The sequence below is a fragment of the Vibrio pomeroyi genome (assembly GCF_024347595.1).
Taxonomy (GTDB): domain Bacteria; phylum Pseudomonadota; class Gammaproteobacteria; order Enterobacterales; family Vibrionaceae; genus Vibrio; species Vibrio pomeroyi.
Genome location: NZ_AP025506.1, coordinates 616,174 through 640,050 on the forward strand (window position 1 = coordinate 616,174; position 23,877 = coordinate 640,050).

The 23,877-nt window shown below is 44.5% G+C and carries 24 protein-coding genes; 18 read left to right on the forward strand and 6 right to left on the reverse strand.

Going from position 1 to position 23,877, the window contains the following annotated elements; translation table 11 throughout:
• Positions 1-76: 76 nt before the first annotated feature.
• The 3 genes from OCV12_RS02705 to OCV12_RS02715 all read right to left on the reverse strand — a co-directional run bounded on the left by OCV12_RS02705 (position 77) and on the right by OCV12_RS02715 (position 2,776).
• Positions 77-1,006 carry a LysR family transcriptional regulator gene (locus OCV12_RS02705; protein ID WP_261885289.1) on the reverse strand — a complete coding sequence of 310 codons (930 nt, stop codon included), beginning with the start codon at positions 1,004-1,006 and terminating at the stop codon, positions 77-79.
• A 101-nt stretch (positions 1,007-1,107) separates the two neighbouring features.
• Positions 1,108-1,851 carry a copper homeostasis protein CutC gene (locus OCV12_RS02710; RefSeq protein ID WP_261885290.1) on the reverse strand — a complete coding sequence of 248 codons (744 nt, stop codon included), beginning with the start codon at positions 1,849-1,851 and terminating at the stop codon, positions 1,108-1,110.
• 316 nt (positions 1,852-2,167) lie between these two features.
• Entirely contained in the window at positions 2,168-2,776 is a 609-nt protein-coding gene (locus tag OCV12_RS02715; protein ID WP_004740353.1) for a peroxiredoxin C, read from the reverse strand.
• 210 nt (positions 2,777-2,986) lie between these two features.
• Here OCV12_RS02715 and OCV12_RS02720 point away from each other — a divergent pair, with 210 nt between their 5' ends.
• The gene (locus OCV12_RS02720; protein WP_017632986.1) at positions 2,987-3,892 is read left to right on the forward strand and encodes a hydrogen peroxide-inducible genes activator; all 906 of its coding nucleotides are present in this window, start codon (positions 2,987-2,989) and stop codon (positions 3,890-3,892) included.
• 74 nt (positions 3,893-3,966) lie between these two features.
• On the opposite strand, the gene OCV12_RS02725 is transcribed toward OCV12_RS02720, so the two are convergent.
• The gene (locus tag OCV12_RS02725) at positions 3,967-4,413 is read right to left on the reverse strand and encodes a CBS domain-containing protein (protein ID WP_017629871.1); all 447 of its coding nucleotides are present in this window, start codon (positions 4,411-4,413) and stop codon (positions 3,967-3,969) included.
• 334 nt (positions 4,414-4,747) lie between these two features.
• Here OCV12_RS02725 and queA point away from each other — a divergent pair, with 334 nt between their 5' ends.
• The 5 genes from queA (at position 4,748) to secF (ending at position 10,413) form a co-directional block, all read left to right on the forward strand.
• Positions 4,748-5,800 carry a tRNA preQ1(34) S-adenosylmethionine ribosyltransferase-isomerase QueA gene (gene queA, locus OCV12_RS02730; RefSeq protein WP_176681929.1) on the forward strand — a complete coding sequence of 351 codons (1,053 nt, stop codon included), beginning with the start codon at positions 4,748-4,750 and terminating at the stop codon, positions 5,798-5,800.
• Between the two features lie 195 nt (positions 5,801-5,995).
• Positions 5,996-7,132: a tRNA guanosine(34) transglycosylase Tgt gene (tgt, locus tag OCV12_RS02735; RefSeq protein ID WP_261885291.1), complete on the forward strand. Its 1,137-nt coding sequence runs from the start codon at positions 5,996-5,998 to the stop codon at positions 7,130-7,132.
• A gap of 112 nt (positions 7,133-7,244) precedes the next feature.
• Positions 7,245-7,574: a preprotein translocase subunit YajC gene (yajC, locus tag OCV12_RS02740; RefSeq protein ID WP_010440492.1), complete on the forward strand. Its 330-nt coding sequence runs from the start codon at positions 7,245-7,247 to the stop codon at positions 7,572-7,574.
• A gap of 20 nt (positions 7,575-7,594) precedes the next feature.
• Positions 7,595-9,451: a protein translocase subunit SecD gene (gene secD / locus OCV12_RS02745; protein ID WP_123309911.1), complete on the forward strand. Its 1,857-nt coding sequence runs from the start codon at positions 7,595-7,597 to the stop codon at positions 9,449-9,451.
• 14 nt (positions 9,452-9,465) lie between these two features.
• Positions 9,466-10,413, forward strand: a complete 948-nt coding sequence (gene secF, locus OCV12_RS02750) for a protein translocase subunit SecF (RefSeq protein WP_086716169.1) — start codon at positions 9,466-9,468, stop codon at positions 10,411-10,413.
• Positions 10,414-10,857: 444 nt separating this feature from the next.
• Here the strand turns inward: secF and OCV12_RS02755 are convergent, their stop codons facing one another.
• Entirely contained in the window at positions 10,858-11,871 is a 1,014-nt protein-coding gene (locus tag OCV12_RS02755) for an IS110 family RNA-guided transposase (protein ID WP_261884832.1), read from the reverse strand.
• A gap of 140 nt (positions 11,872-12,011) precedes the next feature.
• Positions 12,012-12,815, reverse strand: a complete 804-nt coding sequence (gene suhB / locus OCV12_RS02760) for an inositol-1-monophosphatase (protein WP_017062520.1) — start codon at positions 12,813-12,815, stop codon at positions 12,012-12,014.
• Positions 12,816-12,996: 181 nt separating this feature from the next.
• Between suhB and trmJ the strand changes: the two genes are divergently transcribed.
• The 12 genes from trmJ to OCV12_RS02820 all read left to right on the forward strand — a co-directional run bounded on the left by trmJ (position 12,997) and on the right by OCV12_RS02820 (position 23,533).
• The gene (gene trmJ / locus OCV12_RS02765) at positions 12,997-13,725 is read left to right on the forward strand and encodes a tRNA (cytosine(32)/uridine(32)-2'-O)-methyltransferase TrmJ (RefSeq protein ID WP_123301608.1); all 729 of its coding nucleotides are present in this window, start codon (positions 12,997-12,999) and stop codon (positions 13,723-13,725) included.
• Positions 13,726-13,841: 116 nt separating this feature from the next.
• Positions 13,842-14,363, forward strand: coding sequence for a Fe-S cluster assembly transcriptional regulator IscR (gene iscR, locus OCV12_RS02770; protein ID WP_010440512.1), 522 nt, complete (start codon positions 13,842-13,844; stop codon positions 14,361-14,363).
• A 27-nt stretch (positions 14,364-14,390) separates the two neighbouring features.
• Entirely contained in the window at positions 14,391-15,605 is a 1,215-nt protein-coding gene (locus tag OCV12_RS02775; protein ID WP_261885292.1) for an IscS subfamily cysteine desulfurase, read from the forward strand.
• A gap of 33 nt (positions 15,606-15,638) precedes the next feature.
• Positions 15,639-16,016 carry a Fe-S cluster assembly scaffold IscU gene (gene iscU, locus OCV12_RS02780; protein ID WP_004735094.1) on the forward strand — a complete coding sequence of 126 codons (378 nt, stop codon included), beginning with the start codon at positions 15,639-15,641 and terminating at the stop codon, positions 16,014-16,016.
• Between the two features lie 98 nt (positions 16,017-16,114).
• On the forward strand, positions 16,115-16,438 hold the full coding sequence (gene iscA, locus OCV12_RS02785; RefSeq protein ID WP_010440519.1) for an iron-sulfur cluster assembly protein IscA: 324 nt from the start codon (positions 16,115-16,117) through the stop codon (positions 16,436-16,438).
• An 84-nt stretch (positions 16,439-16,522) separates the two neighbouring features.
• A complete protein-coding gene (gene hscB / locus OCV12_RS02790; protein ID WP_261885293.1) occupies positions 16,523-17,038 on the forward strand; it encodes a co-chaperone HscB in 516 nt (171 codons plus the stop codon).
• Positions 17,039-17,060: 22 nt separating this feature from the next.
• The gene (hscA, locus tag OCV12_RS02795) at positions 17,061-18,923 is read left to right on the forward strand and encodes a Fe-S protein assembly chaperone HscA (protein ID WP_261885294.1); all 1,863 of its coding nucleotides are present in this window, start codon (positions 17,061-17,063) and stop codon (positions 18,921-18,923) included.
• 20 nt (positions 18,924-18,943) lie between these two features.
• Positions 18,944-19,282: an ISC system 2Fe-2S type ferredoxin gene (gene fdx / locus OCV12_RS02800; protein ID WP_017098073.1), complete on the forward strand. Its 339-nt coding sequence runs from the start codon at positions 18,944-18,946 to the stop codon at positions 19,280-19,282.
• A gap of 92 nt (positions 19,283-19,374) precedes the next feature.
• Positions 19,375-19,575: a Fe-S cluster assembly protein IscX gene (iscX, locus tag OCV12_RS02805; protein WP_004735099.1), complete on the forward strand. Its 201-nt coding sequence runs from the start codon at positions 19,375-19,377 to the stop codon at positions 19,573-19,575.
• Between the two features lie 206 nt (positions 19,576-19,781).
• A complete protein-coding gene (gene pepB / locus OCV12_RS02810; RefSeq protein ID WP_261885295.1) occupies positions 19,782-21,077 on the forward strand; it encodes an aminopeptidase PepB in 1,296 nt (431 codons plus the stop codon).
• 106 nt (positions 21,078-21,183) lie between these two features.
• The gene (gene ndk / locus OCV12_RS02815; RefSeq protein ID WP_008222758.1) at positions 21,184-21,618 is read left to right on the forward strand and encodes a nucleoside-diphosphate kinase; all 435 of its coding nucleotides are present in this window, start codon (positions 21,184-21,186) and stop codon (positions 21,616-21,618) included.
• Positions 21,619-22,390: 772 nt separating this feature from the next.
• Positions 22,391-23,533, forward strand: coding sequence for a bifunctional tRNA (adenosine(37)-C2)-methyltransferase TrmG/ribosomal RNA large subunit methyltransferase RlmN (locus OCV12_RS02820; RefSeq protein WP_017629861.1), 1,143 nt, complete (start codon positions 22,391-22,393; stop codon positions 23,531-23,533).
• Positions 23,534-23,877 lie beyond the last annotated feature (344 nt).

Consider the following 23,877-nt stretch of genomic DNA (forward strand, 5'->3'; position numbering starts at 1 on the left):
TCCGTTTTGATAGAGCTAATATTAAACAGTGTTTTATTTTTAGGCTAAGTAGCTATCTATATATCATCAATAAGTCCTACTTATTAGTTTGTTCATATAGTGATTGTTGGATTAGATTAAATAGCCATATAAAAATTGGGTTATTCCTATTCTTAGAATGTATGTAGCTATAAACTGGAATGCATTTGTATTGATCATCTATCTCTACGTCTATAGCTCTGAGTTTTGGGTAATTGTCTATCGGAAATAGGTTGGTATGAGGCATATACATATCAGAGTTGAGTAAAACATCCATGAGCGCTAACACCATCTCTGAACGAAAACCAACAGAGTGCGGTATTGATAGAGTTTCTAGAATTTGTGATGCTTGACTAAAGCTGTCATTCCACCCTGGTGAGATTAGTGAGGCTATCTCATAGCCAGCTAAATCATGTGGTTTGACACTCGACTTTGTTATTGGGTGTCCCTTTCGAACAAATAGTCGCCCAGTTATGTCTAGTATTTTTTGTACATATATCTCTTTAGATATGTTTGGTAGTTGATAGGCGATGCCTAGTAGGGTATCTCCTTTTTGGATATCTTCGGAAGACGTTGTTGTCCAGCTGGTGAGCTCAAGTTTGCAGTTTGGGGATTGCTGCTTAATGGCTTTGTAGAGGGAGCCTGATAAACATGCTAGTACTACTGGCGACAACGCGATTTTTATAGGGTAATCAATCTCTGTAGGGTCGAATGCACTTGAGGAGTTAACGGCTGTCATTAGACCGTCGAGATGAGGTGTTATCTCGTTAGCTAGTTGCTCTGAAAAAGCAGTTGCTTGCAGCCCTCCGTGCACTTTCACGAATAGATCATCCGAAAAGTGATGACGCAGTTTTTGTAGAGCTTGGCTCACTGCTGGCTGAGAAACAAATAAACGCTCCGCTGCCTTTCTGGTGTTTTTTTCCTGGTAAACAATCAAAAAGGTACGCAATAGGTTTAAATCAAGAGAGCTGAATAGATCCTTAGCCATAACATTCCATGAGTCGCTATATCGAGTCTATTAATATACGTGACTTCTAAGCTTTTACTAGCCATGTTGTGTTGGTGCTTAGTCAGCTCTCGGGTGTTTATCTATTTGTTAAGCGAGACTATCAGGTTTTGAATTTTTGTCGTGCTCGTTACTGGGATTAAGTAGTCGTCTACTTCATTGTGTCCCATCTGAGCTTTTGAAGCTTGTGTCATTAGACTCGGCCTTGTTGATTTTGCAGACAGGTGCAAAGCCTGAACTTTGGCATGCTTAAGAATTTCATGACCATTGTCAGCGGTAACACCGGCCCCTGCCATGATATCCAATCGTCCTTGGCTGAGTGAGACCATCTCTTTAAGAGTGTCTTTTCCTAGCTCGGCATTACTTGCTAATCCTGACGTTAACACACGTTCACAACCAAGCTCGATAATCTGATCTAGTGCTTTTTGGTAATCCTTAAGTTGGTCGATGGCACGATGAAAGGTGACGCCAAGTTTTAGCTGGTGAGCCTTTGAGGTTAGGGCTTTCATCGCAACCATGTCTATTTCACCTTGAGCGGTAAGCACACCCAATACCACACCATCTAAGCCAGCATTGGCTGCGGCTTGGATATCATCAAGCATGCTCATCACGTCGTCATTATCGAAGATGAAGTCACCCTGCCTTGGGCGAATCATGGCATATACAGGAACTGATGAGATTTGAGCAGCTTGCTTCATCATTCCGAAGCTCGGAGTCAATCCACCAAGTGCCAGTGAAGAGCAGAGCTCAATACGATTAGCTCCGCCTGCTAGGGCATTGTGTAAGGATTCTAGGTTATCTATACAAACTTCAATTTCGATGTTCATGATATTTTACTCGTTCAAATTGAGACTGAGGAAATCATAGCAATCTTGAGACGATTCTGAATAGGTAGCGATAGAGGAAAATAGGGGTAAAGTTTCGCTTTGCGGTTACCTCTATTCATTGTGAAAGAGAGCATGGACTCAATGGTTACCAAAGTGCGTAAAAACAAAAAGCCCGAAGCGTTAACTTCGGGCTTTGAATAAGACTTTACTTCTTAACTGATTGGCGGTGCGCTTTGCGCTGTTAGCTTATGCTTTATTTCTCTTTAAAGAGAGTCATCCAACCATTAACCCGTGTTGAGGCGGGCTTAAGAGGTAATTACTTGCTTAGGTCGTCAGCGTGCTCAGATAGGAATGCTGCAACACCTTTTGGAGATGCGTCCATACCTGATTTACCTTCTTCCCATTGTGCAGGACAAACTTCACCGTTCTTTTCGTGGAAGTTTAGTGCGTCTACCATGCGTAGCATTTCATCGATGTTACGACCTAGTGGAAGATCGTTAACTACTTGGTGACGTACAAGACCGTCAGCGTCGATTAGGAAAGAACCACGGAAAGCAACGCCTGCTTCTGGGTGCTCAACATCGTATGCTTTGCAGATTTCGTGTTTAACGTCAGCAACTAGTGGGTATTTAACTTGACCGATACCGCCGTCAGCGATAGCAGTGTTACGCCATGCGTTGTGAGAGAATTGAGAATCGATAGAAACACCGATTACTTCAACGCCTTTAGCTTGGAAATCTTCAAGACGGTTGTCGAAAGCGATTAGCTCTGAAGGACAAACGAAAGTGAAGTCTAGTGGGTAGAAGAAAACAACCGCTTTCTTACCTTTAGTGAATTCTGCGAAGTTGAAGTTATCAACGATCTCACCGTTACCTAGAACAGCTGCTGCAGTAAAGTCAGGGGCTTGACGACCTACTAGTACCATTTTGGAATCTCCTAAAAAATTAGTTGGCCCAACACATCTTTGTTTGGGCTCCGTTTCTACGCGACAAACTATAGTACAATCGGTACTATAGAAAAAAGCGAATTAAATAGATTAAGTTCATCGAAAAAAGCGATAAGCTTATTCTTTGTCCTTTCCTCAGGTCTTATGACCTTCGTGTAACTTATCCTACTCATATTACAAAGTAATTTCATGAATAAATGGCCAAGTCTTAAGCAACTTCACTATCTTGTTACTCTTCACGAAACACGCCACTTTAGCGACGCCGCTGATCGCTGTTTCGTTAGCCAATCGACGCTAAGTAAAGGTATTCAAAACCTAGAAGAGCTGATCGGTTGTCCTCTTTACGAGAAGAAAGATAAAAAAAGTCCACTCGTTTTCACTCAAGCGGGAGAGCTGGTGGTTAAGCATGGTCGAGAGTTATTGGCGAAAGGACAGGACTTGGTTGAACTCGGAAACCTATGTAATGGCGACGCGATGCAAGGTCAGCTACGAGTAGGGTGTATTCCTACCATTGCACCATTTCTTTTGTGTGATTTGGTACAAGAAGCCAATCAACGTTTCCCTCAGCTAAATTTATTGTTACGCGAAGATACGACAACGAATTTGCTCGCAGCATTGCGTCATGGTGAGTTAGACGTGTTGATTCTGGCTCTGCCTGTCGATATCGACAATATGGAGAGCAAAGTGGTTGGGCAAGATCCTTTTAGAATGGTGATAAGTCGAAATCAAGCTGACGGTATTCGTGTCCCAATTAAATATGACGACCTACCAGATGAATCTGTATTCCTACTAGAAAATGAACACTGCTTAACCGAGCACGCGGTATCAGCGTGTAAGTTAACCGACAAAGAGAAGATTAACCCGTTCACAGCGACGAGTCTTCACACATTGGTGCAAATGGTAGCTAATGGGTTAGGAACCACCTTTATCCCGCAAATGGCGATTGATCACGGCTTGCTTGAAAATCAAAACCTGGTGGTTATCGATCCTCCAGGCCAGCAAGCGTATCGAGATATAGGCCTTGTTTGGCGTCCAAGCTCATCACGTCGTGAAACCTTCCATCAGTTAGCCGATGTGGTGTCTGAGCTACTTTAAAGCGCAGCGTACAAATAGATAAAAATCTACCTTTGAGCGGCTATTTTAAGCCGCTCTTTTATAGCTTCCGAGCGTTACTCCACTTCAGCTTCTTCCGGTTCTACTTCTTCTTGTAGCTCTAGCAAGTTAATTGCGATTGTTACGAAGTCGCTGTCAGTGATAATGCCGACTAGTTCGTGGTTATCGACGACAGGTAAACAGCCCACTTTGTGTTTCTGCATATAAATAGCTGACTCTTTTAAACCCGCACGCGGCTCTACCGACATAACGCTTTTGTGCATGATGTCGTTGAGTGGTGTTGAAAGGGTAAAAGATTGAGCTTGAGGGATGTTTTGTAGACTGGATTCTTGGGCTGCGAGAACATCTCGCTGAGTAACCACACCAAGCAGCTTTCTGTCGGCATCGACGACTGGGATATGGCGGATATCAAGCGCTTCCATCATGTGCTTTGCATCGGCCAGTGAGTGTGAGCGCAATAGAGTATGAGGGTTGCGAGTCATCATATCTTCAACCTTGATCATACGAACCTCCTTATTTTTTATTTGTTGCTATCACTATAGTTTTTTATCCAAAAAATAACTGAGAGCTGGCGCATTTTTGAGGGAGTTTTATGCAACTAATTCTCTAACGTGAAGCGGTGAATCGGTAGCATTATTTTACGCCTCTTTACAATAATCCATAGCTGTAAACCTTGCTATTGCGGCTCGTGTGCCTATACTAGCCCACTGCGAAATTTTTAGTCGTGTTTGCGCTTTGTTTACGGTAACGGTTTACTTACTGTAACGATTGATTAGCGACAACGATTTATTATTCGTCAACAGCACAAATCTCATCAACTAAGACAAGACTAGACACATGCAAGTTTCAGATTTTCACTTTGACCTACCAGATGAACTTATTGCTCGCTACCCTCAAGAAGAGCGTACAGCAAGCCGCCTGCTTAAATTAGACGGCAATAATGGCAACCTGACAGATGGTTCGTTTAAAGACGTTTTAGACTTGGTTGAGCCAGGCGATCTTGTTGTTTTCAATAACACACGCGTGATTCCTGCTCGAGTATTCGGTCGCAAGGCATCAGGCGGTAAGCTTGAAGTGCTGGTTGAGCGTATGCTTGATGAGAAAAGTATTCTAGCGCATGTTCGTTGTTCTAAATCACCTAAGCCGGGCACTAAGTTGTTCCTTGGTGAGAACGATGAGTATGAAGCTGAAATGGTGGCGCGACATGACGCGTTATTTGAAATCCATTTCACATCTGACCAAAGCGTTTTAGAGATTCTGAACAGCGTTGGTCATATGCCGCTACCTCCTTATATTGATCGTCCAGATGAAGACGCAGATAAAGAGCGTTACCAGACGGTCTATAATGAGAAGCCAGGTGCGGTTGCTGCTCCAACAGCGGGTCTTCATTTTGATGACAAGCTAATGGCTGACATGAAAGAGAAAGGTGTTGAGTTTGCTTACGTGACGCTTCACGTTGGCGCTGGCACATTCCAGCCCGTTAAAGTAGACAACATCAATGACCACCACATGCATGCCGAGTACGTTGAAGTACCGCAAGAGGTGGTAGATGCGGTTGCAGCGACTAAAGCGCGTGGCGGACGTATTATTGCCGTTGGTACAACATCGGTTCGCTCACTAGAGAGTGCAGCGCAAGATGCGTTGAAGAAAGGCACAGAGTTAGTTCCGTTCTTTGGTGACACTGAAATCTTTATCTTCCCTGGTTACGAATACCAGTTGGTGGATTGCTTGATTACCAATTTCCACTTACCAGAATCAACGCTGATTATGTTGGTGAGTGCATTTGCAGGTTACGACAACGTGATGGGCGCATACGATCACGCAGTGAAGAGCGAATATCGTTTCTTCAGCTACGGTGATGCCATGTTCATCAATAAGAAAACAAGCTAATTTAAGCTAGTTATAAACGATATACATAAGAATTTACGGGTGCTAGCAGTAAGCTAGGAGTCGGGCAGGGTGTCTGTCTAATCTCTCGCAAGGAATACGCGACCGCTCCTCATAGAACCCACTGGACTGAACTTTTGTTTGGCTTAAGGTTCTGAATTAACAGTCAGATTGTTTCTCTGGCATATTGGAGGCTTCGTGAAATTAAAATACGAACTTAAAAAAACTAATAGCGGCGCACGTCGTGGTCAACTTCAGTTTGAACGCGGTACCGTTGAAACCCCAGCATTCATGCCTGTAGGTACTTACGGTACTGTAAAAGGTATGACACCTGAAGAAGTGAAAGACACAGGCGCTGAAATCCTATTAGGTAACACATTCCACCTATGGCTGCGCCCTGGTCAAGAAATCATGAAGATGCACGGCGACTTGCACGATTTCATGAACTGGCACGGTCCTATCCTGACTGATTCAGGCGGCTTCCAAGTATTCAGCCTAGGTGCTATGCGTAAGATCACTGAAGAGGGTGTACATTTCCGTAACCCTGTAAATGGTGACAAGATCTTCATGGACGCTGAGAAGTCTATGGAAATCCAAAAAGACTTAGGTTCAGACATCGTAATGATCTTTGACGAGTGTACGCCTTACCCAGCGACACACAAAGAAGCAAAAGACTCAATGGAGATGTCTCTTCGTTGGGCTGAGCGTTCACGCAACCACTTCGACAAGCTTGAAAACCCGAATTCACTATTCGGTATCGTTCAAGGTGGTGTGTACGAAGACCTTCGTGATGTATCTGTTAAAGGCCTAACTGAAATTGGTTTTGACGGTTACGCAGTTGGCGGTCTAGCAGTAGGCGAACCAAAAGAAGACATGCATCGTATTCTTGAGCACACATGTCCTCAACTGCCTGAAGATAAGCCACGTTACCTAATGGGCGTAGGCAAACCAGAAGACCTAGTTGAAGGTGTTCGCCGTGGTATCGACATGTTTGACTGTGTAATGCCAACGCGAAATGCACGTAACGGCCACCTGTTTGTAACTGAAGGTGTGATCAAGATCCGTAATGCGAAGCATAAAACCGATACAACACCACTAGATTCAGAGTGTGACTGTTACACTTGTAAGAACTACAGCAAGTCGTACTTACACCACTTGGATCGTTGTAACGAAATCCTAGGTGCTCGACTGAACACGATTCATAACCTGCGTTTCTACCAACGAGTAATGTCAGACATTCGTCAGTCTATCGATGAAGACCGCTTTGAAGAGTTCGTTGCAGAGTTCTACGCAAGAATGGGGCGTGAAGTGCCACCACTAGGTAAAGAATATTAGTATTTCTTTTTTTGCGAGCCCTATCTCTCTTCCGAGTGATGGGGCTTGAAAATAAAGGGATGCAACCCAATTAGTCAAACAATTACGAAAATATAAATAGAGGATGTTTTAAATGTTTATTTCTCAAGCTCACGCAGCAGCAGAAGGTGCACCAGCAGGCGGCGGTTTCGAAATGCTTATCATGCTAGGTATGTTCGCTGTGATCTTCTACTTCATGATCTACCGTCCACAAGCTAAGCGTGTTAAAGAGCACAAGAACCTTATGTCTTCTATGGGCAAAGGCGATGAAGTTCTTACAAGCGGCGGCCTAATCGGCAAGATCACTAAGATTGCAGAAGACAGCGACTACGTTGCTATCGAACTGAATGCAAACAACGAAGTAGTTATCAAGAAAGACTTCGTTACAGCAGTGCTACCAAAAGGTACTCTGAAATCTCTATAAACAGCTAGAGGATCCTCGCTGTGCTAAACCGTTACCCGTTATGGAAGTACCTGATGGTGGTGTTTACTATCGCCATCGCTGCGTTGTACGCACTTCCGAATATATACGGTGAAGATCCGGCAGTTCAAGTTACAGGGGCGCGCGGCGCCTCTGTAGATATGTCTACGCTGGATGCTGTCACCAATGCTCTTGAAGCTGAAAACCTTTCTACTAAATCCGTTGCTTTAGAAAACGGTTCCATTCTTGTTCGCTTTAACGATACAGACTCTCAAATTAGTGCCCGTGATGTCATCACTGAAGCATTAGATGAAGATGTAATCGTTGCTTTAAACTTAGCGGCTTCAACTCCTGATTGGCTTGAATCTATTGGTGCTGCACCAATGAAGCTTGGTCTTGACCTACGTGGTGGTGTTCACTTCTTGATGGAAGTGGATATGGACGCTGCGATGCAAAAGCTGGTTGGCCAACAAGAAGAAGCGTTCCGTAGCGAACTTCGTGAAGAAAAAATCCGTTACCGTGCAATTCGCCCATCTGGTAAAGATGCGGTTGAAGTGATTCTACGTAACGCAGAGCAACTTGCTGAAGCGAAATCGCTACTGCAATCTAAGCACCAAGACATGACGTTTGTAGATTCTGAATCTAACGGTCGTTTTTCTTTGGTTGCTAGCTTCACAGAGACTCGTCTTCAAGAAATCCGCAACTATGCGGTAGAGCAAAACATTACCATTCTACGTAACCGTGTGAACGAACTTGGTGTTGCTGAGCCTTTGGTTCAACGTCAAGGCGCTAGCCGTATCGTAGTGGAATTGCCTGGTGTTCAAGACACGGCTCGTGCTAAAGAAATTCTTGGTGCGACTGCGACACTTGAGTTCCGTGAAGTAGATAGCAGTGCTGACTTAGCCGCTGCCGCTTCTGGTCGTGCCCCTGCGGGTAGCGAAATCAAGCAAGATCGTGATGGTCGCCCTGTGGTACTTAAGAAGCGCGTTATCCTAGGCGGTTCAAGTATTACTGATGCAAGTTCAAGTGTTGATGAATATGGTCGTCCTCAAGTTAACATCTCGCTAGACAGCGAAGGTGGTAGCAAGATGTCTGCGTTCTCTCGTCAGAATATCGGTAAGCTAATGGCAACGGTATTTGCAGAGTACAAAGACAGCGGTCGTAAAACACCTGAAGGCCGAGTGATCTTAAGTAAGCACGAAGAAGTGATTAACCAAGCGACGATTCAGTCTGCACTTGGTCGTAACTTCCGTATTACTGGTATCGACTCAACGGCTGAAGCTCATAACTTGGCACTTCTACTGCGTGCTGGTGCTCTGATTGCACCTATCTCGATTGTAGAAGAACGTACGATTGGTCCATCTATGGGTCAACAGAACATCGATATGGGTATCATGGCGATGGTTTGGGGTATGGCTGCAGTTATGCTGTTCACGCTGCTTTACTACCGTAGCTTTGGTCTGATTGCGAACGTTGCACTAATGGCTAACTTGGTGTTGATTATCGGTGTGATGTCGATGATTCCGGGGGCAACCATGACCCTGCCAGGTATTGCCGGTATCGTATTAACGGTCGGTATGGCGGTCGATGCGAACGTACTGATCTTTGAGCGTATACGTGAAGAGCTTCGAGATGGACGCAGTCCACAACAAGCGATTCACCAAGGTTACGCAAACGCATTCAGCACAATCGCCGATGCCAACATCACCACACTACTAACAGCAATCATTCTATTTGCTGTGGGTACTGGTGCGATTAAAGGCTTCGCGGTAACGCTGTCTATCGGTATCTTGACTTCAATGTTTACAGCTATTGTCGGAACACGTTGTATCGTGAACCTGATGTATGGCGGCAAACGCGTTAAAAAACTGTCGATCTAAGGCTAGGAATTAATATGTTTCAGATTCTAAAAGCAGACAAAATGATCGACTTTATGCGTTGGTCAAAGGTTGCCTTTGTTTTTTCTATCTTGATGATTGGTACTGCTATCTTCACTCTAACAACGAAATCGTTGAACTGGGGTCTAGATTTTACTGGCGGTACTCTGATTGAAGTTGGCTTTGAACAACCAGCACACCTTCCTGATATCCGTAGTGCACTAGAAGCCGAAGGCTTTGGTGATGCAACGGTACAGAACTTCGGTTCAGCTCGTGATGTAATGGTTCGTCTACGTCCACGTGATGGCGTAGCAGGCGAAACACTTGGTAACCAGATCCTTTCTGCTATTGAGAGCGGTACTGGTGAGCAAGTTGAAATGCGTCGTATCGAGTTCGTTGGTCCTAACGTGGGTGACGAATTAACAGAAGCTGGTGGCCTTGCTATCCTAGTTTCTCTTATCTGTATCTTGATCTACGTATCAGTGCGATTTGAATGGCGTTTGGCAGCGGGTGCGGTATTAGCACTTGCGCACGATGTTATCATCACACTTGGTGTGTTCTCTCTAATGCAAATTGAGGTAGACCTTACCATCGTAGCAGCCTTGCTAACGGTAGTCGGTTACTCCCTCAACGATACCATCGTTGTATTCGACCGTATCCGTGAGAACTTCCGCAAGATGCGTAAAGGTGAAGCTCCTGAAGTACTGAACAGCTCAATCACACAAACATTGAGCCGTACATTGATCACTTCTGGTACTACGTTGTTCGTAGTTATCGCACTGTTCGTTCAGGGCGGCGCTATGATTCACGGCTTCGCAACCGCACTTCTATTGGGTATTACGGTTGGTACTTACTCTTCTATCTACGTTGCATCTGCACTAGCTATGAAGTTGGGTATTACGCGTGAGCACCTAATGCCACCACAAGTGGAAAAAGAAGGTGAAGAGTTTGACGAAATGCCTTAGGCCTTGGCTTAATAGGTTTCGCTAAACCAAAAAAAAACCGCTAGGCAACTAGCGGTTTTTTTATGCCTGCATTTTGTAGGAAATCTCTAAAAATTGCAGTCGAGGTGAGTTGCACTTAATGTCATAAGCGATATTCTGCTCGCATCTCGCATCTCGCATCTCGCATCTCGCATCTCGCATCTCGCATCTTGGAATCGCAGATACAAAAATGTATGGTCCGCCCCGTTATTGCAACTACAATTAAGTAATAACGGAGTTGGTTTGCGCTAATGTATTCGGAGTCCTTGTTGGGAGCACTAGCTTCCCAGCTCCACGATGATATCCGCGCCAGATTATCCTTAAAAAGCCCAAAGCATTGATTGCTATTTTTTGTGTCAGGTTCTTAATCTGGCCGATTGACCGTTTTTGTCATCACGTTCATTGGCGTTGCAAACTTGGTTATAGCTAAACAGCCTTAAAAGCTTGGCGGTGGTATAACACCGCCCAAGCTATCCTCACTAGCTTGTTGGCTAATGCGACTACCACTACATTAAATGGTTTGGTGGCTCGTAGGTTCGCAAGCCACTCTCCGAACACTTTCCCTGTCGTCTCTAGTCTAGAGAGTACAGCCCTTGCCCCATGGACAAACAGAGTTCTGAGGTGTTTATTCCCTCGTTTACTCATACCAAGTAGTTTGGTCTTTCCTCCCGTTGAGAATTGCCTTGGCACAAGCCCCAACCAAGCCGCCATCTCACGGCCATTGGTAAAGTTATTCGGAGAGCTTACATCGGCTATACACAATGTGGAGGTAAGATCGCCAATTCCAGGGATAGTTTTTAATAATTGAGCACTTTCATTGTTATTAACAATAGTTTGAAGCTTGTTATCTTGAGTTTTGATTTGTTCATTAAGGTACTTGTAATGTTCGTGGATAGATATCAATTCACATAGCAAGCTTTTTGGTAATGAGACGGTTTGTTCAGCTAACCATTGAAACAGAGACTTCATCTTTGCATGCCCTTTGGGAAAGCTAAGGCCGAACTCAAGTAAGATCGCGCCGATCCGCGACATAGTGGCAGTTCTCTCCTTGATATAACTATCTCTGACTCGATGAATCGCTGCGATGACTTGAGCCTCTTCACTTTTTACAGCTACAAACCTCATGGTCGGTCGACCCGCAGCCTCTGCGATCGCTGAAGCATCGATGAAATCGTTTTTATTGCCTTTGACATAAGGCTTTACATACTGAGGAGGAATAAGTCGGGGTTGATGACCAAACTCACTACACTTTCGAGCAAGCCAATGAGCACCGCCACAGGCTTCGAAAGCAATAGTTGTTGGTTCTATTTTACTAAGAAAGATTAAGAGTTGGTTACGATTAAATTTACGACGAAGCACCTCCACTCCACAACGGTTATGTGCGATAGCATGGAAGCAATGTTTACCTAGGTCGATACCTAAAATATGAATAGAAGACATATGGTTCACCTCATTCTGAGAGCCTACTCTAAGCTTAAGGGCTTGAGAGTGAGGCGGACCATATAATTAAGCCCCGCGATTGCGAGGCTTTGGAATTTCTACTCTCCCTTGAAAAAGGGAGCTTTAACGTAAGGCCTGAATTACTTCAGCATACCTTCGTTAGCGTTCTCACGAACGTGCTTAAGAATAGACTTAACACCACGTGCGCTTGAAGCAACAACATTACCAGAAGTCATGTAATCAGTACCGCCAGCAAAGTCAGTCATGATAGCACCAGCTTCACGAGCGATTAGGTCGCCAGCTGCTAGATCCCATGGCTTAAGGCCTAGTTCTAGGTAACCATCAACACGGCCAGCTGCTAGATAACATAGGTCAAGAGCAGGAGAACCGGTACGACGGAAGTCAGCACAGTCGATGAATAGACCAGAGATGATCTTCATGAAAGATTCAGAGTGTTGTTTTTGCTTGAATGGGAAACCAGTCGCTAGAACAGTACCTTGAAGGTCTTTAAGTTGAGTAACACGCATACGAGCGTTGTTAAGTTGAGCGCCAGCGCCACGTTGAGCTGTGAATAGCTCGTTTAGCATTGGGTCATAAACACAAGCAACTTCTGTACGACCGTTCATGCGAACAGCGATAGATACAGAGAAGTGAGGGAAACCTTTTACAAAGTTGTTGGTGCCATCTAGTGGGTCAACGATCCATTGTACGTCAGAGTCTTTACCTTCAGTCAGGCCTTTCTCTTCAGAAATAATGCTGTGCTCTGGGTAAGATGCTTTGATTGTCTCAATGATCATGTACTCAGCTTCTTGAGCAATGTTAGTAACGTAATCGTTGTTACCTTTTAGAGACGTTTCGATCTTATCAGTTGTTTCTAGAGATTTAGCAATATGGTTGCCAGCTTTACGCGCAGCGCGTATCGCAATGTTTAGCATTGGATGCATATGGTTTTTCCCACAAGATGTTAAAGAACAATTTAAAGCGGCGGCGAGTATACCAAAGTTTTACCAAAAGGGAAGTGGTTATTTTTTGAACTCTTGGTTTCACATTCCGCGAAGGGTCTGACCATTTTACTTTGCTATGTGTTAATATCTCGCGATTATTTTTAAAGTGGTGTCATATAGCATGTTAGACAATGTAAAAGTCGTTCTGGTTGGTACGTCTCATTCGGGAAATATCGGATCAGCAGCTCGCGCAATGAAAGTGATGGGTTTGAGTCAATTAGTTCTTGTAGACCCTCAATGTGAAGTTGACGAGCAGACCTTAGCACTGGCTGCTGGTGCAGGTGACATCGCAGAAAACGCGACGATTGTTTCTACTCTTGAGGAAGCAGTAAAAGACTGTGGTTTGGTTGTGGGCTCAAGTGCTCGTTCTCGTACGCTTGAATGGCCAATGCTTGAGCCTCGCGAATGTGGTGAAAAGTTTGCGGTTGAAGGTCAGAAGCACCCAGTAGCATTAGTCTTTGGCCGTGAGCGTACTGGCTTAACTAATGATGAGCTGCAGAAGTGTCATTACCATGTATGTATTCCAGCTAACCCAGAATACAGCTCACTAAACCTAGCAATGGCAGTACAGACACTCAGCTACGAAGTACGTGTTGCACACCTTGATATGGTCGCTAGCCAATATCAGCCGCAGCAACAAGATGAGTACCCACGTCACGACGAACTAGAAATGTTCTATGAACACCTTGAAAAAGTGATCATCGATACCCAATTTATCTCTAAGGATAAACCGGGTCAGGTGATGAACAAGTTACGTCGCCTATTTAGCCGTGCTCGTCCAGAACTGCAAGAAATCAACACGCTTCGCGGTATTTTGACTTCGATTGAGAAGAGCAAAAACGACAAATAAAGCCCATACAATAGCTAAGGGTGAATACCTGACTAAAATAGTCAACTAAATACTTGACCAATTTAGTCGGGTATGGGAAGATTCCAACCACATAAACAATGTGGATACGGTGTGATATGAAACTTACATCTAAAGGAAGATATGCGGTAACAGCTATGCTAGATGTAGCACTGCATTCGCAAAAAAGCCCAGTTCCTCTGGCTGATATTTCAGAGCGACAAGGCATCTCGTTATCTTACTTAGAGCAACTTTTTTCTAAGTTACGTAAAGCTGGCTTAGTTGCTAGTGTTCGCGGCCCTGGTGGTGGTTACCGTTTAGGTGCTGAAGCGAGCGACATCGCTGTCGGAACTGTGATTGCAGCAGTAGACGAATCAGTGGATGCGACTAAGTGTCACGGTCGAGCTGATTGCCAAGGTGGCAGTCGTTGTTTAACTCACACTTTATGGCGTGATTTAAGCTCCCGAATCAGCAGCTTCTTAAACGACATTACGCTCGGTGAGCTAATGAAAGATAACGAAGTTTTAGAAATTTCTGATCGTCAAGATATCGATCTTGCGGTTAATAATGGTTTTGCACATAAAAATACGAGCACTACAACGATTAGTGCAGCACCTCACGGTGTTAATGCCCGCTCTTAGCGGTCAGTTTTTACATTGGAGTAGAAAATGAAACTGCCTATTTACTTTGACTATTCAGCTACATGCCCAGTCGATCCACGAGTTGCTGAGAAAATGGTTCAGTGCATGACGATGGACGGTAACTTCGGTAACCCTGCATCTCGTTCACACCGTTACGGCTGGCAGGCAGAAGAAGCAGTAGATAATGCTCGTGAGCAAATTGCTGACCTACTAAATGCAGACCCACGTGAAATTGTTTTCACTTCAGGTGCTACAGAGTCAGATAACCTTGCGATTAAAGGTGCAGCGCACTTTTACGAGAAGAAAGGTAAGCACGTAATTACGTGCAAAACAGAACACAAAGCGGTTCTTGATCCATGTCGTCAACTAGAGCGTGAAGGTTTTGAGGTAACTTACCTTGAGCCAGAAGCAAACGGCATCATCGATCTAGACAAGCTACAGGCTGCAATGCGTGAAGACACTGTTCTAGTTTCTATCATGCACGTTAACAACGAGATTGGTGTAATCCAAGATATCTCTGCAATCGGCGAACTATGTCGTTCTCGCAAGATCATCTTCCACGTTGATGCGGCTCAGTCTGCGGGTAAAATCCCACTAGACGTACAAGAGATGAAAGTTGACCTAATCTCACTTTCAGCTCACAAAATGTATGGCCCTAAAGGTATCGGTGCACTTTACGTTCGTCGTAAGCCACGTATCCGTCTTGAAGCGCAAATGCACGGCGGCGGTCATGAGCGTGGTTTCCGTTCAGGTACGCTTGCTACTCACCAAATCGTGGGTATGGGTGAAGCTTGTGCTGTTGCTAAGCAAGACATGCAGAAAGATTACGCTCACGCACTAGCACTTCGTGAGCGCCTATTGAAAGGTGTTCAAGATCTAGAAGCGGTAACGGTAAACGGTGACTTAGACCAACGTGTACCACACAACCTAAACGTGAGCTTTGCTTTCGTTGAAGGTGAGTCTCTGCTTATGTCTCTAAAAGACCTAGCGGTATCATCAGGTTCTGCATGTACATCAGCAAGCCTAGAGCCTTCATACGTCCTACGTGCTCTTGGTCTGAACGATGAACTGGCACACAGCTCAGTACGTTTCTCATTCGGCCGTTTCACAACGGAAGAAGAAATCGACTACGCGATTGCACAAATCCGTGTAGCGGTAAACAAATTACGCGACATGTCTCCTCTATGGGATATGTATAAAGAAGGGATTGATTTGAACACTGTTGAGTGGGCTCATCACTAATCTCACGGAAATAGAGGATTCGAGGTAACTATCATGGCATATAGCGAAAAAGTAATTGATCACTACGAAAACCCACGTAACGTAGGTTCGTTTGATAAAGAAGACCCAAGTGTAGGTAGCGGCATGGTTGGCGCACCAGCTTGTGGTGACGTAATGAAACTGCAAATCAAGGTATCTGCAGAAGGTATTATTGAAGACGCAAAATTCAAGACTTACGGTTGCGGTAGCGCAATCGCTTCTAGCTCACTTGTAACTGAGTGGGTTAAAGGTAAAAGCATTGATGAAGCAGCGGCTATCAAAAACTCTGAAATTGCAGAAGAATTAGAATTGCCACCAGTGAAAGTTCACTGTTCAATTCTTGCTGAAGATGCAATCAAAGCAGCAGTTGCGGATTACAAAAAGAAGCACTAATCGCTTCTACAAGGTAATCACTTCAAAAAAGTAATATTTGGGAGCATCCTTTGTGCTCCCCCTGAGTTCTCAATTTATATAAAACACAAGGTTGTAGTATGGCCATCACCATGACAGATACGGCAGCAAGCCGAGTTCAAGCTTTCCTAGATAACCGAGGTAAAGGTATCGGGTTGCGCTTAGCGGTAAAAACTACTGGCTGTTCGGGTATGGCGTATGTACTGGAATTCGTTGACGAGCTTAACGAAGAAGACGAAGTGTTCGAGCATTCAGGTGTTAAGGTCATCATTGATCCAAAGAGCCTAGTTTACCTAGATGGTACTGAGCTTGATTACGTAAAAGAAGGCCTAAACGAAGGTTTTGAATTCAACAACCCGAACGCGAAAGGCGAATGTGGTTGTGGTGAGAGCTTCAATGTATAAACGACTCAATCGTTGAGCGTTTATAGTGAGCGAAGAATAAAATTAGGCTCTGTTTTAAGAGCCTAAACTTAGGACCACCGTTACATGAATCATTTCGAATTATTTGGGCTACCACTTCAGTTTCAACTGGATGGTAGCCTTCTTTCTTCTCAGTTTAGAGATCTGCAACGCCAATTCCACCCTGATAAATTTGCCACAGCTTCTGAGCGAGATCGCCTATTAGCGGTGCAAAAAGCTGCGCAAATTAACGATGCGTACCAGGTGTTGAAGAATCCAATCAGCCGAGCTGAATACCTGTTAGTGCAATATGGTGAGGATATTCGCGGCGAGCAGCAGACCATGCAAGATCCTATGTTCCTAATGGAGCAAATGGAATTGCGTGAAGAGCTTGAAGACATCGCCGACAGTTCTGATCCTGAAGATGCATTGTTTGCATTTGAAGGAAAGGTTAGCAAAATGTATAAACAACAATTAAGCGCTATCCAACAAGAACTCGACAGCGAAGCTTGGTTAGAAGCTGCAGACCGAGTAAGAAAGCTTAAGTTTATTGCAAAATTAAAGAATGAAATCGAATTAGTTGAAGATCGTCTGATCGGCTAGTTTGTATAACAAGGACACATCCATGGCACTACTTCAGATTGCAGAACCAGGGCAAAGCGCCGCTCCTCACCAGCACAAGCTTGCTGTGGGTATTGATTTAGGTACAACAAACTCATTGGTTGCGGCAGTGCGCAGTGGTGAGGCGAGCACGCTCGTTGATCAACAAGGTCGCAGTATTCTGCCTTCCGTTGTTCACTATACGTCAGAGTCGTACACGACTGGTGATGAAGCTCGTGCAAATGCACAGACTGATCCTAAAAATACCATTATCTCGGTGAAGCGATTAATCGGTCGTTCATTGTCAGATATCCAACAGCGATACCCGTCTCTGCCATATCAGTTTGAAGAAAGTGATAATGGTTTACCTGTGATCCGTACAGAACAAGGCAACAAGAACCCAATCCAGGTTTCTGCTGATATTCTACGAGCGCTTGGCCAACGTGCTGAGTCAACACTCGGTGGCGAGCTATCTGGTGCTGTTATTACCGTTCCTGCTTACTTTGATGATGCACAGCGTGCTGGTACAAAAGACGCGGCGCAACTTGCTGGTCTTCACGTATTACGTCTTCTTAATGAACCTACTGCGGCAGCGATTGCTTACGGTCTGGATTCAGGTAAAGAAGGGGTGATTGCGGTTTATGACCTTGGCGGTGGCACGTTTGATATCTCTATCTTACGCCTGTCTAAAGGTGTTTTTGAAGTTCTCGCGACAGGCGGTGACTCGGCATTAGGTGGCGACGATTTTGATCATCTAGTCGCGGATCATTTCCAAGCACAAATGGGCTTATCTGAGCTGACAGCAGAACAAAACCGTATTCTTCTAGATGCAGCAACAGAAGCGAAGATTGGCTTATCTGACGCAGAAAGTGTTGATGTTGACGTACTAGGTTGGTCTGGTTCATTAACTCGTGAAGAGTTTGAAGAGATCATCAAACCGCTGGTTAAGAAAACGCTACTTTCGTGCCGTCGTGCACTGAAAGATGCGGAAGTAGACGCGGAAGTAGACGCGGATGAAGTGCTAGAAGTTGTAATGGTCGGCGGTTCAACACGCACATTACTAGTACGTGAAATGGTGGGTGACTTCTTTGGTCGTACACCGTTAACCAGCATTAACCCAGATGAAGTGGTTGCGATTGGCGCTTCTATCCAAGCGGATATCTTAGTCGGCAACAAGCCTGACTCTGAAATGCTGCTGCTTGATGTTATTCCTCTTTCTCTAGGTATCGAAACTATGGGTGGTTTGGTCGAAAAGATCATTCCACGTAATACCACGATCCCTGTTGCTCGCGCACAAGAATTTACCACGTTCAAAGACGGTCAAACTGCAATGACAGTACACACCGTGCAAGGTGAACGTGAGATGGTTGATGACTGTCGTTCATTGGCTCGTTTTGCTCTAAAAGGCATTCCACCAATGGCGGCTGGTGCGGCGCATATTCGTGTGACTTACCAAGTAGACGCGGATGGCCTACTATCGGTGACGGCTATGGAGAAGAGCACAGGTGTTCAAGCTGAAATTCAGGTTAAACCGTCTTACGGCTTAAGCGATAATGAAGTGGCGAACATGCTGAAAGATTCGATGACGTTTGCTAAAGAAGACATGCAAGCGCGTGCTCTCGCTGAACAACGTGTAGAAGCAGATCGTGTTATCGAAGGTCTTATTGCAGCAATGCAAGCTGATGGCGATGAGCTGCTTGATGAGCAAGAAAAACAGCACCTTCTGCAAGCTATTGAAGCACTGATTGAAGTGCGTAATGGCGAAAGTGCTGATGCCATCGAACTAGAAATTAAGAATACCGACAAAGCGAGCCAAGACTTTGCTTCTCGTCGTATGGATAAATCAATTCGAGCTGCACTGTCAGGTCAGTCAGTCGATAATATTTAATAGTTAGAGAATAGATAAACATGCCAAAGATTATTGTTTTACCTCACGAAGATCTATGTCCAGAAGGCGCTGTTTTAGAAGCAAAAACTGGTGAGACGGTTCTTGATGTTGCATTGAAGGCCGGTATTGGTATTGAACACGCATGTGAGAAGTCGTGTGCATGTACTACATGTCACGTCGTGATTCGTGAAGGTTTCGATTCATTAGAAGAAAGTGATGACCTAGAAGACGACATGCTAGATAAAGCATGGGGTTTAGAGATGGAATCTCGCCTTGGTTGCCAAGCTAAAGTGGCTGATTCAGATCTTGTTGTAGAGATTCCAAAGTACACATTGAACTTAGCTTCTGAAGAGCATTAAGAAATAAGCTCGACTAAAACTGTTAGTAAAACTGGCATAGAATATAAGTCACTAAGATGACAAATCGTCGCTGATAAAGATAAGGAAATGTTATGAGTTTGAAATGGATTGATTCGCGAGATATTGCGATTGAACTATGTGATTTATACCCAGATACCGATCCTAAAACAGTACGCTTTACGGACTTGCATCAATGGGTGCTAGATCTTGAAGATTTTGATGATGAGCCGAATCACTCGAATGAGAAAATTCTAGAGGCCATTATATTGTGCTGGATGGATGAGATGGATTAATCCTCTTGTCTAATCACTTGGTCGCGGGTTGGTATCAGTCCAATGTAAAACGCAGTCAAGTTAACAATTCTTACTAAAAAAAGCGGACCTTATGGTCCGTTTTTTTATCAAAATGACATTTTCCTCCTACATAATGCTAACATCAGTGCGCTAATAAAAAATAATCAGAATCACACACTCAAAGTGGTTCGTGACAAGGAGAAATCATGTCTACACAGATGTCAGTATTTTTAAGTCAAGAAGTTGCCCAGCCTCAGTGGGGAGCAAGAGCTATTTTATCGTTCTCAGAAGCGGGAGCGACAATTCACATTGGTGAAGGCCACGATCTAGGCGCGGTTCAACGTGCTGGTCGTACGCTTGACGGACAAGGTATCGCATTCGTTTCACTTCGTGGTGAAGGTTGGGATCTAGAAAGCGTTTGGGCTTTTTACCAAGGCTACCGTGGACCAAAGAAAAAGAATGCATTGGAATGGGATGCACTTTCAGAAGCCGACCAAGCTGAACTAGAAGCTCGCATCCGTGCTACTGATTGGACGCGTGACATTATCAACAAAACTGCTGAAGAAGTTGCTCCTCGTCAACTAGCGACAATGGCTGCTGAATACATCAAATCAGTGGCGCCAGCGGGCACAGTAAAAGCAAAAATCGTTAAAGACAAAGATCTCTTAACTGAAGGTTGGGAAGGCATCTACGCGGTAGGCCGTGGCTCTGAGCGTACATCAGCAATGCTGCAATTGGACTTCAACCCAACAGGCGACGAAAACGAGCCAGTGTTTGCTTGTCTAGTAGGTAAAGGTATTACCTTTGACTCAGGCGGCTACAGCATCAAGCCTGGTCAATTCATGACAGCAATGAAAGCTGACATGGGCGGGGCAGCAACCATCACTGGTGGCTTAGGTCTAGCGATTGAACGTGGTCTGAACAAGCGCATCAAGCTTATCCTATGTTGTGCAGAGAACATGATCTCTGGTCGTGCATTGAAGCTTGGCGACATCATTACTTACAAAAATGGTAAGACAGTTGAAATCATGAACACCGATGCAGAAGGCCGCTTGGTGCTTGCTGATGGTCTGATGTACGCAAGTGCACAAAATCCTGAGCTTATCATCGACTGTGCAACGCTAACTGGCGCCGCTAAAAATGCATTAGGTAACGACTACCACGCACTATTAAGCTTCGACGATGAGCTGTCTCACCAAGCGCTAACGGCGGCAAACCAAGAGAAAGAAGGCCTATGGCCACTGCCTCTTGCTGATTTCCACCGTGGTATGTTGCCTTCAAACTTTGCTGATCTTTCAAACATCAGCACGGGTGATTACACGCCGGGTGCAAGTACAGCGGCTGCGTTCCTTTCTTACTTTGTAGATGACTACAAAAAAGGTTGGATTCACATGGATTGTGCGGGTACTTACCGTAAATCAGCAAGTGATAAATGGGCTGCAGGCGCAACGGGTATGGGTGTTCGCACACTGGCTCGTCTTCTTGTTGACCAAGCAAAATAATAATAAGAGTGAGCGGTATTTCGGTGCCGCTCATTCCTAAGCTCAGATCGAAAGATCTCAGTAATTTCAGTATTTAATAACAAAAAAATGAAGTGAAGGAATCCCTATGGCTCTAGAAAGAACGTTCTCAATTGTTAAGCCAGATGCAGTTAAGCGTAACCTTGTTGGTGAAATCTACCACCGTATCGAAAAAGCAGGCCTAGAAATTATTGCTGCTAAGATGGTTCGTCTTACTGAAGAGCAAGCGAGTGGCTTCTACGCAGAACATGAAGGTAAAGAATTCTTTGGTCCGCTAAAAGAGTTCATGACTTCTGGCCCTATCATGGTTCAAGTACTTGAAGGCGAAAACGCGATTGCTCGTTACCGCGAACTAATGGGTAAAACAAACCCAGAAGAAGCGGCGTGCGGCACTATCCGTGCTGACTACGCAATCAGCATGCGTTACAACTCAGTACACGGCAGCGACAGCCCTGAGTCTGCAGCTCGCGAAATCGAATTCTTCTTCCCAGAATCTGAAATTTGCCCGCGCCCAGCTCAATAATCGGCACAGCAAATCATTCTAAAGGCTTCACTTCGGTGAGGCCTTTTTTGTAAGTGGACTTTGCGTTCTCGATAATCAATTTAGTCGTCATTCCCTAGAGCGACGAAGGAGCGTAGTCGGGAATTTGAGTTTGTTATTGGAGATTCCAGATACCTCGTTCCTCTGTTCTGGAATGACGGATGTTTAAGAAGTTCATGACCTGATGGCCACAGTTTCGTGGTAAATCTTACCGAGCTGTTGGTGATTATTTACGTCATTCCCGATAGTGACGAAGGAGCGTAATCGGGAATCTCTGTTTGCTGTTGGAGGTTCCAGATACCTCGTCCCTCGGTTCTGGAATGACGAGGTTTGAGGCACTCGTGACCTGATGATTATGAATGGGAAGTTACTGGGTAAATTTTTACGTCATTCTCGATAGCGACGAAGGTGCGTAGTCGGGAATCATTCCGGATACTTCGTTCCTCAGTTCTGGAATGACGGGATTTGAGGAGCTAATGACCTGGTGACGATGAATTGCGGGGCTACAATCTCGTAGTAAATCTTACCGAGCTGTTGGAGATTATTTACGTCATTCCTGAAAGCTACGGAGGAGCGTAATCGGGAATCTTGTCTTTAAATTGGGTAATCTCAAGCCGATAAATGTAATTGTACAATTTTTAATCGCTTAACTTTGAATGTCTTAATAAACACAGGGTTTTACAGTGCTTGTTGAAGTTGCGTAAAGCCTGTACAATTCGCGCCCTTAATTATTGTTCCGTCATTGAGAGGCATCATGACCACAGCTAAAGTCAATCTACTCGATTTTGATCGTAAAGGTCTTCGTAAATTTTTCACAGAAGAACTGAATGAGAAAGCGTTTCGAGCAGAGCAAGTGATGAAGTGGATTTATCACTTCGGTGTCGATGACTTCGAACAGATGAACAACATCAACAAAAAACTGCGTGAAAAACTTCAACGTCGTTGTGAGATTGTTGCACCTGTTGTTTCTGAAGCTCAACACTCTTCAGATGGCACAATTAAATGGGCGATGAGCGTTGGCGACCAAGACGTTGAAACGGTATACATCCCAGATGGTGACCGTGCGACGCTGTGTGTATCTTCACAGGTTGGTTGTGCACTTGAATGTAAGTTCTGCTCTACAGCTCAACAAGGCTTCAACCGTAACCTAAAAGTTTCAGAGATTGTTGGCCAAATCTGGCGTGCATCTCGTGAAATCGGCCTAGAGAAAGAAACAGGTCGTCGTCCAATTACTAACGTCGTAATGATGGGTATGGGTGAGCCTCTATTGAACATGAAGAACCTAATGCCATCATTAGAAATCATGCTTGATGACCTAGGCTTCGCATTGTCTAAGCGTCGTGTAACTGTATCAACTTCTGGTGTTGTTTCTGGCCTTGACCAAATGACTGACAACATCGATGTGGCGCTGGCTATTTCTCTACACGCGCCAAACGATGAACTTCGTAGCCAAATCATGCCGATCAACGATCGTTGGGATATTCAAGACTTCCTAGCGTCTGTTCGTCGTTACATTGCATCTTCAAATGCTAACCGCGGTAAAGTGACGGTTGAGTACGTTCTATTGGATCATGTGAATGACGATATGGACCACGCTCGTGAACTTGCTGAGCTGATGAAAGATACGCCATGTAAGATCAACCTGATTCCATTTAACCCTTACCCGGGTTCACCATATAAGAAGCCAAGCAACTCTCGTATTGACCGCTTCCAAAAAACGTTGATGGAATACAACTACACAGTAACCGTTCGTAAGACTCGTGGTGATGATATTGATGCCGCATGTGGTCAGTTAGTCGGTGATGTGATTGATAGAACCAAACGTACCAAAATGATCAAAGCAGCCTCAGAAGCGAACTTGATTGCCGGTGGTGTGATTGAAGTAAAAGCGGTATAAAACGCGAATTGAACCTAAACAAGCCAGAAGTCTTACTTCTGGCTTGTTGCTTTTCTGGGGGATGGTTTTTCTATTTTTGGACTTCTTGCCCACGCTTTCTTACATTTTTCGTCAAATTTTGGACAAAACCATGAGCTGACGGTAAATTTTGTTTAAAGTGTTTTTGCCTTGTAATGGCATTAGCTTATGATTAACTAATCTTAAATTAATTTAAGTGCTCGCTTGCTACTGATCATCAATATGTCTATTTAGGTTGGCTACTTGATAAACTAGCTTCCTGAGAAGGTCATCCATAACAATATGCGTGACGTTCGTCTTTAAGGGTTGATGATTTAGGTAACAGG